General features: G+C 69.3%; 10 protein-coding genes. 6 read left to right on the top strand and 4 right to left on the bottom strand.

The genetic code is table 11. The features are described 5' to 3' along the window. Positions 1-15 precede the first annotated feature (15 nt). From STARVERO_RS07770 to STARVERO_RS07760, 3 genes are read right to left on the bottom strand one after another with little or no spacing between them, the layout of a single operon-like run. Entirely contained in the window at positions 16-1269 is a 1254-nt protein-coding gene (locus STARVERO_RS07770) for an MFS transporter (protein WP_159598447.1), read from the bottom strand. Further along, positions 1266-1664: a hypothetical protein gene (locus STARVERO_RS07765; RefSeq protein WP_159598446.1), complete on the bottom strand. Its 399-nt coding sequence runs from the start codon at positions 1662-1664 to the stop codon at positions 1266-1268. The genes STARVERO_RS07770 and STARVERO_RS07765 overlap by 4 nt, the downstream gene beginning before the upstream one ends. A gap of 3 nt (positions 1665-1667) precedes the next feature. Continuing rightward, complete coding sequence (locus tag STARVERO_RS07760; protein WP_244616647.1) at positions 1668-3851, bottom strand: TonB-dependent receptor; 2184 nt, start codon at positions 3849-3851, stop codon at positions 1668-1670. A 271-nt stretch (positions 3852-4122) separates the two neighbouring features. Here STARVERO_RS07760 and STARVERO_RS07755 point away from each other — a divergent pair, with 271 nt between their 5' ends. After that, a complete protein-coding gene (locus STARVERO_RS07755; RefSeq protein WP_159598445.1) occupies positions 4123-5085 on the top strand; it encodes a helix-turn-helix transcriptional regulator in 963 nt (320 codons plus the stop codon). A 15-nt stretch (positions 5086-5100) separates the two neighbouring features. On the opposite strand, the gene STARVERO_RS07750 is transcribed toward STARVERO_RS07755, so the two are convergent. Next, a complete protein-coding gene (locus tag STARVERO_RS07750; protein ID WP_244616645.1) occupies positions 5101-5988 on the bottom strand; it encodes a helix-turn-helix domain-containing protein in 888 nt (295 codons plus the stop codon). A 207-nt stretch (positions 5989-6195) separates the two neighbouring features. On the opposite strand from STARVERO_RS07750, the gene STARVERO_RS07745 reads away from it, so the two are divergent. From STARVERO_RS07745 to STARVERO_RS07725, 5 genes are read left to right on the top strand one after another with little or no spacing between them, the layout of a single operon-like run. Then, positions 6196-8442 carry a TonB-dependent siderophore receptor gene (locus STARVERO_RS07745; RefSeq protein WP_159598444.1) on the top strand — a complete coding sequence of 749 codons (2247 nt, stop codon included), beginning with the start codon at positions 6196-6198 and terminating at the stop codon, positions 8440-8442. A gap of 13 nt (positions 8443-8455) precedes the next feature. After that, complete coding sequence (locus STARVERO_RS07740) at positions 8456-9265, top strand: ABC transporter ATP-binding protein (protein WP_159598443.1); 810 nt, start codon at positions 8456-8458, stop codon at positions 9263-9265. After that, positions 9262-10155: an iron-siderophore ABC transporter substrate-binding protein gene (locus STARVERO_RS07735; RefSeq protein ID WP_159598442.1), complete on the top strand. Its 894-nt coding sequence runs from the start codon at positions 9262-9264 to the stop codon at positions 10153-10155. Before STARVERO_RS07740 ends, STARVERO_RS07735 begins: the two co-directional genes overlap by 4 nt. Then, a complete protein-coding gene (gene fhuB, locus STARVERO_RS07730) occupies positions 10148-12106 on the top strand; it encodes a Fe(3+)-hydroxamate ABC transporter permease FhuB (protein WP_159598441.1) in 1959 nt (652 codons plus the stop codon). Before STARVERO_RS07735 ends, fhuB begins: the two co-directional genes overlap by 8 nt. Beyond that, the gene (locus tag STARVERO_RS07725) at positions 12099-13196 is read left to right on the top strand and encodes a siderophore-interacting protein (RefSeq protein ID WP_159598440.1); all 1098 of its coding nucleotides are present in this window, start codon (positions 12099-12101) and stop codon (positions 13194-13196) included. Before fhuB ends, STARVERO_RS07725 begins: the two co-directional genes overlap by 8 nt. Positions 13197-13210: the final 14 nt, after the last annotated feature.

Raw genomic sequence — 13210 nt, 5'->3', positions numbered from 1 at the left:
GGCGTCGTCGGCGGCTCAGGAGGCGGGACGCGCCGCCTGTCCGGCGTCGAGCTGGCGGCGCGTGAACAGGACGGCGGCCAGCGAGAGTGCCGCCGACAGGGCGAACAGCGCGCCGTAACCGATGCGGTCGGCGATGATGCCGGCGAGGCTCGAGCCGACGAGGTAGACCACCAGCTGGGCGCAGGCGAGCACGGTGAAGTCGGTGCCCGGCTGGTCCTTCGATGCCACCGCCATGAACAGGCTGTAGAGTGCGACGATCTCCATGTAGCGGATCAGCGTCTGGAAGGCGGCGGCTCCGAACAGGGTCGGCCAGCCGGTCACCAGATCGAAGGCGTGGAGCGCGAACAGGGCGAAGCACACCGTGCGCAGCCCGCCCAGCAGCGTGAGCACGCCCGGGGTCCCCAGGCGCAGCAACAGCACCGCCGCGAGGCCGGAGCCGACGAGCCCGGCAGTCGCCGCCGCGCCGCCCGAGAGATAGCCGACGATGTCGAGCGGCACGCCGCGGTCGACGAGATAGGGGCCCTCCATCGCCTTCACGAAGCCCTCGCTCGCCCGGTAGACCAGCGCGACGATCAGGATCTCGCGCGCCTCCGGCCGGGCCCAGAACGCCTTGAGCGACGGGCGCGGCCCTCCCGGCGCGACATCGTCGCTCTCCCGCATGGCGAAGGCGGCGGCGAGGGGGAGCAGCGAGAGCGCGGACATGGTCCAGATCATCGGCCGCCAGCCGAGGTGATGGTAGATGACGAGGCTGAGCGTGCCGCCGATGACGACGCCGAAGGCCACCGCGCCGCCCTGTATGGCATTGCCGAAGGGCCGGTCGCGCACCGCGAGCTGGCGGGTGGCGTAGCCGTCCGTGGCGATGTCCTGCGTCGAGACCAGCAGCGAGATGACGAAGCCGATGGCGAGGAACGCGCCCGTGTCCGTCGGCTCGATGAAGGCGAGCAGCCCGATGGCGAACACCGTGCCGGTCTGGGTGATGAGGATCCAGCCGGCACGATGGGCGCGGGCGATTGGGCGCAGCCGGTCGACCCGGGAGGCCCAGAGGAATTTCAGCACCAGCGGCAGCATCAGCACCGACAGCAGCCCGATGGCGGTGCGCGAGACGCCCTGCTCGCGCATGATCGGCGGGATAGCGGCCACCAGCAGGTAGCTGGGGATCGACTGGGCGAGATAGAGCCCCGCCAGCACGATGAACAGGCGCAGCCGGCCGATGGGCGGCGTCCCGGCCTCGCCGGGCAGGGGGCGGGCCTCTGCGAGTTCCCCGCTCATAGGGGATGTGTCTCCGGCTGCGTCGTGCGTGAGGGCCGGTGCCGCTCCACGAAATCCCGCGCCGTCGCTTCATCCGGCGAGGCGAGGAAAGGGAACGACCACAGCCGGCGGAACATCACCGCGCTCTCCTCGGTGGCGCCCGGCCGTACCATCGCGCAGGCGCGGCAGCGCTCCTCCATCTGTGCGCGGGTGCGCTTGAACCACAGAGCCTGCCCCTTCTCGCCCTCGCGCGACAGGGCGGGGCCGCCGCCGAAAATCGCCAGCAGCACAAAGGGGTGCGCCATCAGCGCCAGTCGCTCCAGCGCGGCGAGATAGGCGCGCTCGTCGTCGGCGGCGTAGGGCTGGTGGAAGCGGAGCACGGCGAGGTCCCCCGCCTCGATGTCGAGCGAGACCATCGGTCAGAAGGTCTTCGAGAAGCCGACCGTGATGGTGCGGCCCCAGCCATAGACGTCGTAGCTGCGGGTGGCGCTCGCCGAGGGGTTCGCATAGGTCTCGTCGAGCAGGTTGTCGACCGAGACATAGAGCGTGCCGCCGGCGAAGGGATGGGCGAGGGCAGCGTTCAGCGTGGCGCCGCCGTCGATCTCGAAGGTCTCGGTGCCGTCGAAGCGGTCGCGCCCGCTCCAGAACTCCACTTCGAGACGGACCACCGTCCCTGTGTCGAAGCGGTAGTTCCCGTACACGGTGCCGCGGAACGGCGTGGCGATGCGGTTGTTGGGCAGCCACGCGTCGATCGTGCCGTCGCCGTCCGAGTCCCACTCGCCCTCGCGCCAGGCGAGGTTGGTGCCGAGCGCCAGATTGCTGGTGACCTCGTATTCGCCGGTGAACTCGACGCCGTAGGTGATCTCCTTCGACTGGCCGATGGTGTTGGTGGAGGCGACGAAGTTCACGCCCTCGTCCGAGGTCGAGTAGTAGCCGGCGAGGCTGCCCCGGAAGCGGCCGAGGCTGCCGCGCACGCCGATCTCGTAGTTGTTGACGATCTGCGCCTCGATGCCGAGGTCGTCGAAGCTCACGCTCATCTGCTTGGGGCAGGTGTAGGGGATGGGGCGCAGCCGGGCGCCGAGATAGCAGCCATAGGTGAGGATCTGCGAGGTGCCCTGCGCGCCGGCGCGGCGGGTGAAGGCGCCGATGTCCGGCAGCGCGAAGCCCTGGCTGAAGCCGCCATAGATGTCGATCGTGTCGGTCAGCTTGTAGGTGGCGCCGATGTTGAAGGTGGCGGCGGAGTAGTCGTAATTGCCGCCGGTGACGGCGAGTTCCGGCAGCACCGCATAGCCCAGCCCCGGAAAGCCGAGGAAAGCGGCGGGGCGGGTGAAGTCGTTTACCTCCACGTCGAGATATTCGTAGCGCATGCCGCCGCGCACCACGAGCCGTTCGCCGATGGGGAGCTGGAGCTGCGCGAAGCCGGCATAGGTCATCTGGTTGAGCGGCGTGAACACGTCCTCGCCGTTGGTCAGCGTCTGCCAGGTGTCGTCGTGGACGATGTCGGTGCCCCAGGTCAGCTTCGCGCCGTCGAGAATGGGAAGCGGCGTGTCGACGGTCAGGTTGAAGCCGGCGCGCTCGGAGTAGAGGACCGTCTGGTTGTAGGGCGAAGTCGGGCTGCCGAGATTGCCGGAGTAATAGACCATGAAGTTGTTGTTTATGTCGAACTCGCTGTAATTGAAGCGCTTTCGAATGTCGTTGTAGTAGGCGAGCATGCTCAGGTCGCCGAGTGCGAAGGCGCTGTCGGTGTAGCGCAGCGAGAAGGACTTGGTGTCCTCCAGAACGCTCTCGCCGCTATAGGGATTGCCGATGTCGGGCGCGGCGAAGGGGCCCGAATAGTCGGTCATCCACTGCGGATCCTGGTTCAGGTAGATCCAGTTCGCCTGCGCCTCGATGCGCTTGCTGGCATCGAAGTCGTAGCCGATCTTCCCGAGGAAGTTGCCGCGTCCGTAATTGTCGCCGCCGCCCTGGCCGAGCATGCCGTCGGAGGGCAGCAGGCGGCCGTTGCCGTCATAGGTGTTGTTGGCGAAGGCGCCGGTGGCGGTGACGAGGTAGTCGAAGCCGCCCGGCGCGCGGCCGGAGACCGTGCCGGAGATTTCCGGCGCCAGCGACTCGCCCGGCTTGGCGGTGAAGGCGCGCAGCGCCGTGTTGATCGAGACGGTAGGCGCGCCGTCCGTCGGGCGCTTGGTGATGAAGTTGACCGTGCCGCCGGTGGCCCCGGCGCCGTAGGTGCTGGCGGCGCCCGCCACCACCTCGATGCGCTCGACCGAGTTGAGGTCGATGAGCGCCAGCAGCCGCGAGACGTTGCGCAGCGGGATGTTCATCGGCACGCCGTCGATCATCACCAGCAACTCGCGGCCGCGGAACGTCTCCGAGGCGCCGGAGATCGTCTGCGTGGACACGCTGTAGCCGGGGATCAGCTTGGCGAGCACCGCCGCGGGATTGTTGGTGAGCTGGAGCTGCTGCTCGATCTCGTTGCGCTCGATGACGCGCACCGTCTGCGGCACGTCGCTGATCGGGCGGTCGGCGCGGGTCGCCGTCACGGTGACGGTATCGAGATCGATGGTCTCGCCGCCGGCGGATTCCTGGGTCTGTTCCCGTGCCATCTGGGCGAGCGCCGGCGCCGCTGCTACGAGCGAGAGAAGACTGAACGAAGCCAGAAGCAATCCGCGCGAGCGAGCGATCATATCTTTGAACAATTCTGATAAGGCAGCTCATGCCCGAAAGGCAATTGCGCCGAGTTGCGTGTATCGCTCTTCTAGATACTGTCGTATACGATTTGCTTGGGCAGACGCGAAACGAAATATGGACTAAAGCGAACTCGGTGACTTAAGATCGTTCTGTCGCGTTAGGGCAACATCTTAGAAATATTCCATAATGAGCGAGCGTTATGAGCCGGTCTGGTTCACGACCGAGGGCGTGCCTCCCCGCCGGCGCGCGGAGGCGGTGGCCGAGGCTTTCGCGCGGCTGATCGGCGACGTCGCGATCGACTTTCCGCTGCGGCCGCGCAGGCCGGTGCGTATGGTGCATTGCGCCCTGCCGGGCGCGCTGATCACCACCTGCATCGAGCTGCGCGCCCATCTGCGTCTCGGCGAGGGGGCGACCGGCGGCGACGTCGTCCTCGCCCGGCCGGTCGGCGGCGCGATCCGGGTGCGGCAGGGCGGGCGCGAGGCGGTGGTGGTCGAGCGCGACGCCACGCTGATCTCGCTCGGGCAGCCCTTCGAGATCGACGCCACCGGCGCGGAGCGCTTCGATTTCCTGCGTATCGCGGCCCCGGCGGTGGCGCGGCGGCCGGCGCTGGCACCGAGCCTGCTGCAGCCCGCCCTTGCCACCGACAACCGGCTGGTGCTGCTCACCCACTATGCCGGCGCGCTGCTGCAGGGGATGATCCCCCTCGACACCGAGCGCCATGCCCGGCTTGCCGGCAATCATCTGCGCGATCTTGCCGGCACGCTGTTCGGCCTCGACGAGCCGGTCGACGCGGCGTTGAGCCCGGCGGTCCGCCTGGCCGCGGTGAAGGAGCAGGTTGAGCGCGAGTTCATGCGTCGCGACCTGTCGGTCGAGACGGTCGCGCAGAGCCAGGGCGTGACGTCGCGCTATGTGCAGAAGCTGTTCGCCGGGGAGGGCACCACCTTCACCCGCTATCTGCTGGAGCGGCGGCTGGATGCGGCCCATGCGGCCCTGCGCGGCGCGGGCCGTGGCGCGATCGGTGCCATCGCCTTCGACGCCGGCTTCGGCGATCTCTCCTATTTCATCCGCTCGTTCCGGCGCCGCTTCGGCGTCCCGCCCTCGCAGGTGGCGCGCGCATCCGGCGCGACGCCCGATTCCGATCGCCCCTGACCAGCCGCCGCGCGGTCAGCCGCGCCGGTCGCGACGCCAGGCAGCCGGGGGTGCGCCGAGATTCTGCCGGAACACCCGGGTGAAATGCGCCTGGTCGCAGAAGCCGGTGGCGACGGCGACCTCGGTCAGCGACATGCCGGTGTCGAGCAGCAGCCGCTGCGCCCGCTTGAGGCGCGCATCGGTCTGCCACTGGTGCGGGGGAACGCCGGTGGCGGCCTTGAACGCATGGCTGAAATAGCTGGAGGATAGGCCGACGAGCTGCGCCAGCTCCTCCAGCCGAATAGCGTCCGCGCAATGGGCGTCGATGTAGTCGATCACGCGGCGCAGTTGCCAGGAGGCGAGGGCAGAGCGCTTGCGCCCGGCGCGTGGGCTGGACCGCAGGAAATCGATGAAGAACGCGGTGGTCAGGCTGTCGCCGTACAGTTCGTGGAAGGCGAGGGGCGTCTGGCATTCCGCCGCGATCATGTTGGCGAAGGTCATGAGCCGGTCGTCGGTGAACATCAGCCGGGGCGTCTCGAACGCCTCGCGGGAGACCTCGTCGGCGAGCCGCGTGCGCAGCGCCTCGGCGTCGAAATGCAGGTCGAGGTGGCGCAGATAGGTCGTGCTGGTGAAGCGCGACCAGAGCGGCATGCCGGCCGGGATGAAGCTGATCTGGCGCGGCGCGTGGCGCTTGGGCACCTGCGCGTGGCCGGGGGAGAGCAGCAGCTCGAATTCGCCGCCCGTCTGGTCCAGCAGCACGAAGAGGCGGGGATGCTCGGAGATGTATTCCGCCCGCGCGCCGACCGCGCCTTCCGCTTCCCACAGCTCGACCAGCACACCGTTCCACGAGCGGCGGTGGCCGTCGGTGAGCACGGAGATGCCCTCACGCCGTGAGGTCATGTTGGGGATGAACGCTGCGGACATCGCTTTCCTCGCTCTCCCGACTGGAATGCCTGATCGGTCGTGTCACAAACAAACCAAAAACGTACAAGATGTGACAGAGACGGACAATCATCTAGAAGCATTGATTGTTACGAGATGCCAAACGCATCTGGCGAACATCGAAGGATATACCTCTTTTGAATGTTTCCGAGCTGCGCGTCACTTGCAGGTTTATTTGGAACGTTTGCAATGTATGGGAAGTCCTTCAAGCTCCTGCTGCTGAGCAGCACTATGGCGACGCTGCCCTTGTGGGGCGCGGCCATGGCCCAGCAGGCGTCGTCCTCCGGCGAAACCGCGGTCGAGCTCGACACCATTTCGGTGGAGGGGCAGCAGAACGGCACAGGGCCGGTGAATGGCTATGTCGCCACGCAGACGACGTCCGGCATGAAGACGGACGTGCCCATCGTCGCCATCCCGCAGTCGGTCTCGGTGATCGGCCGCGACGAGATCGACGACCGCAAGGCGCTCAAGGTGGACGAGGCGCTGCGCTACACCGCCGGCGTGCACTCTTCGCCCTATGGCGGGCCGGATCCGGACACCGACTGGTTCTACATCCGCGGCTTCAACGCCACCCAGACCGGCATCTTCCTCGATAACCTGTCGCTCTACAGCTACGGCTTCGGCGGCTTCCAGATCGATCCCTTCCTGCTGGAGCGTATCGAGGTGCTGAAGGGCCCGGCCTCGGTGCTCTATGGCGGGTCGAGCCCCGGCGGCCTGGTCAATCTGGTCAGCAAGCGCCCGCGCGACGAGCGTTTCGGCTATGTCGAGACCGGCATCAACAATTTCGGCAACGGCTACTTCGCCTTCGACATCAACGACACCTTCGGCGTCGTGAATCCGCTGGGCGAGGGGGCCGCGGCCAAGGCGCCGGCGTCGTCCGATCCGGTCTGGCTCTATCGCCTCACCGGCCGCATCGCCGGCGGCGACCAGCACACCGACTACAGCCACGATTTCCGCGGCGTGTTCATGCCGCAGATCACCTACCGGCCCTCGCAGCAGACCGAGCTGAACGTGTACGCGCAGATCGCCGCGCTCGATCAGGTCAATGTCGGCGGCGGCTTCCTGCCCTATTACGGCACGGTGCAGAACGCCTCCTTCGGCAAGATCAGCCGCGACGCCTATTTCGGCGAGCCGGGGCTCGACAACAGCCGCTACACGCAGCTCCTCGTCGGCTACGAGTTCAAGCACGAGTTCGAGAACGACTGGATCTTCAATTCGAGCGCGCGCTACGGCCATCTCAACAAGCGCGAGATCGGCCCTTACCCCTACGGCTACTACAACCCCGCCACCGGCTACGGCGGCAACGCGCAGCCGCTGACGCCCAACAACCTGCTCTACCGCATCGGCTTCGAGGGCATCAGCGGCGTCAACAGCTTCGCCACCGACAACCATTTCCGCCGCGAGTTCGCCACCGGCGCGGTGGAGCACGACTTCCTGTTCGGCGTCGACTACACGCTCTACCGCCTCGACAACGAGCAGTCCTCCGGCGGGGCGACGCCGATCAGCGCCACGGACCCGATCTACGGCGTGCCGCAGGGCCCGAGCGCGATCTATCTCGACCAGATCCTCACCCAGCAGCAGCTCGGCGGCTATGTGCAGGACCAGATGCGCTTCGGCGGCAGCTGGATCGTCACCTTGAACGGGCGCTACGACTACGTGAATACCGAGTCGGAAAGCCCCGCCACGCTGGCCTTCTCGCCGAACTACAAGACGCATGACGGCGCCTTCACGGGCCGCGCCGGCCTCGCCTACGAGTTCGCCAATGGCCTGACGCCCTATGCCGCAGTCTCCAGCTTCTTCAATCCGGTGGTGGGCGTCGATGCCGACAACACCGGCTTCAAGCCGGAGGAGGGCTACCAGTACGAGGCGGGCATCAAATACCAGCCGACCTTCATGGACGCGCTGATCACCGCCTCGGTGTTCCAGATCACCCGGCAGAACGTCACCGTTCCCGACGTCGACAACATCTTCTTCGACACCCAGCTCGGCGAGGTGCGCTCCACCGGCTTCGAGCTGGAGGCCAAGGCCAACGTGACGAAGAATTTCCGCCTGATCGGCACGCTGACCGTGATGGACATGGAAATCACCAACGACACCAACCCGCTGATCATCGGCAACGAGCCGATGCTGGTGCCCAACGTGATGGCCTCCGCCTGGGCGGACTACAAGTTCGACCAGGGCCCGCTGAAGGGCGTGAGCATCGGCGGCGGCGTGCGCTATGTCGGCTCGTCCTGGGTGGACGACGAGAACACGCTGAAGGTCCCCTCGGTCACGCTGTTCGATGCGGCCATCCGCTACGATCAGGAGACGTGGGGCGTGGCGCTCAACGTCAACAACATCTTCGACGAGGTCTATGTGTCGGGCTGCCAGGGCATTTCCGGCTGCGGCTACGGCGACAGCCGCACCATCACCCTGTCGGCACATTACAAGTGGTGAGACTGCGCGCCTGATGCCCCGTTCCACTCCGACACCCGCCTCCGGCGGCCCCGGCCTCTTCGACCTCGTCGACGCGCGCTACGACGTGCCCGGCCGGGCCATCCTCGGCCCGGTGTCGCTGCGGCTGGAACCCGGTCATGTCTACGGCCTCGTCGGGCCGAACGGCTCCGGCAAGAGCACCCTCATGCTCCTGCTCGCCCGCGATCTCGCGGCGACGGGCGGGGAGGTGCGCTTCGGCGGGCTCCCGGCCGGCGCGTGGGGCGAGCGTGGCTTCGCCCGCCGGGTCGCCTTCATGCCGCAGTTCACGCCGCCCGCCGACGGGCTGAACGTGCGCGAGCTGGTGGCGCTCGGGCGCTATCCCTGGCACGGCATGCTGGGCCGCTTCACCGCCGCCGACGTCGACAGGGTGGAAGCGGCCATCCACAGCACCGGGCTGGAGGCCCTCGCCGAGCGCGCGGTCGACACGCTCTCCGGCGGCGAGCGCCAGCGCGCCTGGCTCGCCGTGATGCTGGCGCAGGACACTGAATGGCTCCTGCTCGACGAGCCGACCTCGGCGCTCGATCTCGCCCATCAGGAGGAGATCCTGCGGCTGGTGCACGCGCTCAGCCGCGAGCGGGGGCTGTCGGTGGTGGTCGTGCTGCACGACATCAACCTCGCCGCGCGCTACTGCGACGAGATCGTCGCTCTGGGCAACGGCCGGATCGTCGCCCGCGCGCCGGCCGGCGAGATCATGCGGCCGGAGCGTCTCTCGGTGATCTACGGCCTGCCCATGGGCGTCTTCGCCCATCCGGTCAGCGGCGCCCCCATCGGCTACGTCGCGTGAGCGTCCCGCGTGCCATAGGCCGTCGCTCCGTGCTGGCGGCGGCCCTTGCGCTGGCCGCCGGCGGCGTGCGGGCGCAGGGCCTCGCGTCCCCGCGCGCGGCGACGCTCGACTGGGCGATACTGGAGACGCTGCTGGCGCTCGGCCACCCGCCCGTCGCCGCGACCGAACTGGTCCAGTTCCGCGAGGTGGCGGTCGAGCCCCCGGTGCCGCCGGGCATGGCCGATCTCGGCCTGCGCGGCCTGCCGAACCTCGAGACGCTGCTGCTGGCGCGGCCTGACATCATCTTCAACTCGAACTTCTATGCCGCGCTGGAGCCGCGCCTTGCCCGCATCGCGCCGGTAGAGAGCTTCGCGCTCTACATGCCGGGGCAGGCGCCCTACGAGCCGATGCTGGCGATGACCCGCGCCATCGCCGCCCGGCTGGGAATCCCCGGCGCCGCCGAGGCGCTGATCGCCCGCACGCAGGCCAGCCTCGACGCGCAGCGCGAGCGTCTCACCGCCGTCCAGCGGCCGGTACTGGCGATCAATTTCGGCGATGCGCGCCATTTCCGCACCTTCGGCTTCGACAGCATGATCGGCGAGGCGCTGGCGCGGCTCGGCCTCGCCAATGCGTGGAGCGGACCGACCAGCTATTCCGCTACGGCGCCGGTGGGCATCGAGACTCTCGCACGCTACCCCGATACCTTCGTCGCGGCGGTCGCTCCACATCCGCCGGATGCGGTCGCGGTGTTCGAGCGCAGCGCCTTCTGGCACGCCTTGCCGGCGGTGAAGGCGGGCAGGGTGCTCTGGCTCGGATCGGTGGATCCGTTCGGCGCGCTGCCCTCCGCGAGCCGCTTCGCCCGGCTGCTGACCGAGGCGCTGGTGCGGGCGGAAGGCGCGGGCCGTGGCTGATACCGTGGCTGATCTGCGCTTCTCCCGCCTGTGGGGCGGGGCCGCGCTCCTCGCTCTGTGCGCGGCCGTCGCCGCGGTCCTGACGCGGCCGGGCGTGCCCGGCCTCGACGACGTGGTGCTCTGGCAGGTCGCGCTGCCACGCGGCGCCGTGGCGCTGCTGGCGGGTGGCGCGCTCGGGCTTTCCGGCGCTCTTCTCCAGCGCGTGCTGCGCAACCCCATCGCCGATCCCTCGACGCTCGGCATCGCCGCCGGAGCCCAGCTCGCGCTGACGCTTGCCCTTGCCTTCGCGCCGGGACTGGCCGTCGCCGGCCGGGAGACGATCGCGCTGGCCGGCGGTGCTGGGGCGGCCGTGCTCGTCCTCGCACTCGGCTGGCGGCGGGGGCTCGATCCCGTCACCGTCGTCCTGTCGGGCATGATGATCGCGCTTGTCGCGGGGGCGGTCAGCGCGACGCTCGTTCTGGCGCGGGGCGAGTACGTGCTCTCGCTTTACATCTGGGGCGCCGGGTCTCTGGCGCAGCAGGGATGGGGTAGCGTCGCGACCATCGGCTCCCGTCTCGTCCTCGGTCTCGCCGCCACGGCGCTGCTCGCGCGGCCGCTGGCGCTGCTGGGGCTCGACGATGCCGGCGCCCGCAGCCTCGGCCTCGGTCTTGCCGGTGCCCGACTGGCGGCGATGACGGTCGCCGTCTGGCTTGCCGCCACGGTGACGGCGGAGGTCGGGGTGATCGGCTTCGTCGGTCTGGCGGCGCCGGCCTTCGCCCGCCTCGCTGGTGCCCGCACCTCGCGCCAGATCATGACGCTGGCGCCGATCACCGGCGCGCTCGTTCTCTCTCTCGCGGACAGCTTCGTCCAGCTTGCGGGGACGGACGGGCACGACCTCGCGCCGACCGGTGCTGCCACGGCTCTGCTCGGCGGCCCGCTGCTGCTCTGGCTGCTGCCGCGCGTCCATTCGGTGGATCGGCTGCGCCACAGGGCGGCGGCGGCGGTGCGCCGGCTGCGGCGGCCGGCATGGGCGCTTGCGGGCCTCGCCGGCGTGGTTCTTCTCGTCGCGCTGGCCGCGTTGACCATCGGCCGGGCGGCGGACGGGTGGCACGTGGCGGGCGGCGAGCTGTTCACCGAGCTCCTGCCGTTCCGCGCTCCCCGGCTCGTCGCCGCTGGCGGGGCAGGAATGATGCTGGCCGCCGCCGGTCTCGTCATGCAGCGCATGACCGGCAATCCGATGGCGAGCCCGGAAGTGCTCGGCGTCAGCGCCGGCGGCGGCGTCGGGCTGGCGGTGCTGCTGTTCGCCGGTGCCGCCGCCGGGCCGCTGGTGCTGGTCGGCATGGGCGCTGGCGCGCTTGCCGTGCTGCTGGTGATGCTCGCGGTGGCCGCGCGTTCGGGCTTCGGGCCGGAGCGTCTGCTGCTCGCCGGCATCGCCTGCGGCGCGCTGTGCATGGCGGTCATCTCCACCGTGCTCGCGAGCGGCGGCATGACGGCCTACATGCTGCTCGTCTGGATGTCCGGCTCGACCAACCGCGTCGGCCCGTTAGAGGCGTGGACCGCCGTCGGCGCGACACTGGTGCTGGTCGCGCCGCTTTTTCTTCTAGAGCGATGGATGACCGTGCTGCCGCTGGGCGCGACGGCGAGCCGGAGCCTCGGCATGCCCGTGCGCCGGGCGCGGCTGGTGCTGGCGGTGCTCGCCGCGCTGCTCACGGCGGCGGCTTCCTTCGTTGCCGGCCCGTTGAGCCTCGTGGGCCTCATGGCGCCGCATCTCGCCCGTCTGATGGGCTTCGTCCGACTGCGCGAGCAACTCGCCGCCGCCCTACTGCTCGGGGCGCTGCTGCTGATCCTTGCCGACTGGCTGGCGCGCCTCGTCGTGTTTCCCTATCAGGTGCCCACCGGCCTCTTTGCCGCCCTCATCGGCGGGCCCTACCTCATCTGGCTGCTTCACCGTGGAGGAACGCAGCGTGACTGAGACCCTTCTCGTCGCCGAGGCGCGCGTCCCGCTCGCCGATCCCCGGGGCATGGCGGAGACGCTGTGCGCGCATTTCGTCGAGCATGCCCATGTCACCCGCACCGCAGAGGGGGGCCTGATCGAGAGCCCGTTCGGCCGGGCCGAACTGCGCGCCGGGAAGGCGCATCTGCATCTGCGGGCGGAAGGCGTCGACGCCACGGCGCTCTATGTGGTCAAGAACGCGCTGGCGGAGCATCTCGCCATATTCGCCGGCGACGCGGCTTCCCGCTTCTCCTGGTCGGGAGACCAGGCGGGCCAGCACCGCATCCCGTTCTTCCATGAGATGCGGGTCGTCGGCGCCCGGCAGCTCACGCCGAAGATGCGCCGCGTGACTCTCGCGGGCGGCGACATCGCCGCCTTCGATGGTGAGGCGGGCCTGCATGTGCGCCTGCTCATTCCTCCCGCCGGGCGTCCTCCCGTCTGGCCGGTCGCCGCGCCGGACGGGCGTACGCTCTGGCCCAAGGGCGAGGACGCCCTGATCCGGCGCGTCTACACGATCCGGCGCCTCGATCCCGCAGCGGGCACGATCGATGTCGACATGGTGCTGCACGAAGATGGCGACGCCCCCGGTTCGCGCTGGGCGACCAGGGCTCAGCCGGGCGATCCGGTCGGGGTGATGGGACCGGGCGGCGGCCTGCCGCCGGACGCGGACTGGCATGTCCTTGCCGGCGACGAGACCGCGTTGCCGGTCATCGCCCGCATCGCCGAAGGGCTGCCGGTCGGCCGCCGGGTCATCGCCCTCGTCGAGGTGGCCGATGCGGCGGAGGAACAGCCGATCGCTTCGCACGTCGATCTTCAGCTTCGGTGGCTGCACCGCGACGGCGCTCCGGCGGGCACGACGGACTTGCTGGAGCGCGCGCTTCGGGCCATGGAATGGCCGGCCGGGGGGCGTGGCCATGTGATGGTCGGCTGCGAGCATCACGCCGCGCGGGCCGTCCGGAGCTGGCTGCGCGCGGAACGCGGCATGGCGAAGCAGGACGCGCAGGTGGCCGCCTACTGGCGGCTGGGGCGCAGCGGCGACACCGCCGCCGAGGAGCAGGACCGGGAATGATACGTTCGATGATG

Source organism: Starkeya nomas, assembly GCF_902703545.1.
Taxonomy (GTDB): domain Bacteria; phylum Pseudomonadota; class Alphaproteobacteria; order Rhizobiales; family Xanthobacteraceae; genus Ancylobacter; species Ancylobacter moscoviensis.
Note: the sequence above shows the minus strand (reverse complement) of the source record. Positions and strands in the feature narration are given on the sequence as shown.

Coding starts and splice junctions, on each gene's coding strand:
- STARVERO_RS07745 (WP_159598444.1), top strand. CDS start 6,196: ATGTATGGGAAGTCCTTCAAGCTCCTGCTGCTGAGCAGCACTATGGCG.
- STARVERO_RS07755 (WP_159598445.1), top strand. CDS start 4,123: ATGAGCGAGCGTTATGAGCCGGTCTGGTTCACGACCGAGGGCGTGCCT.
- STARVERO_RS07760 (WP_244616647.1), bottom strand. CDS start 3,851: ATGGCACGGGAACAGACCCAGGAATCCGCCGGCGGCGAGACCATCGAT.
- STARVERO_RS07765 (WP_159598446.1), bottom strand. CDS start 1,664: ATGGTCTCGCTCGACATCGAGGCGGGGGACCTCGCCGTGCTCCGCTTC.
- STARVERO_RS07740 (WP_159598443.1), top strand. CDS start 8,456: ATGCCCCGTTCCACTCCGACACCCGCCTCCGGCGGCCCCGGCCTCTTC.
- STARVERO_RS07770 (WP_159598447.1), bottom strand. CDS start 1,269: ATGAGCGGGGAACTCGCAGAGGCCCGCCCCCTGCCCGGCGAGGCCGGG.
- STARVERO_RS07750 (WP_244616645.1), bottom strand. CDS start 5,988: ATGTCCGCAGCGTTCATCCCCAACATGACCTCACGGCGTGAGGGCATC.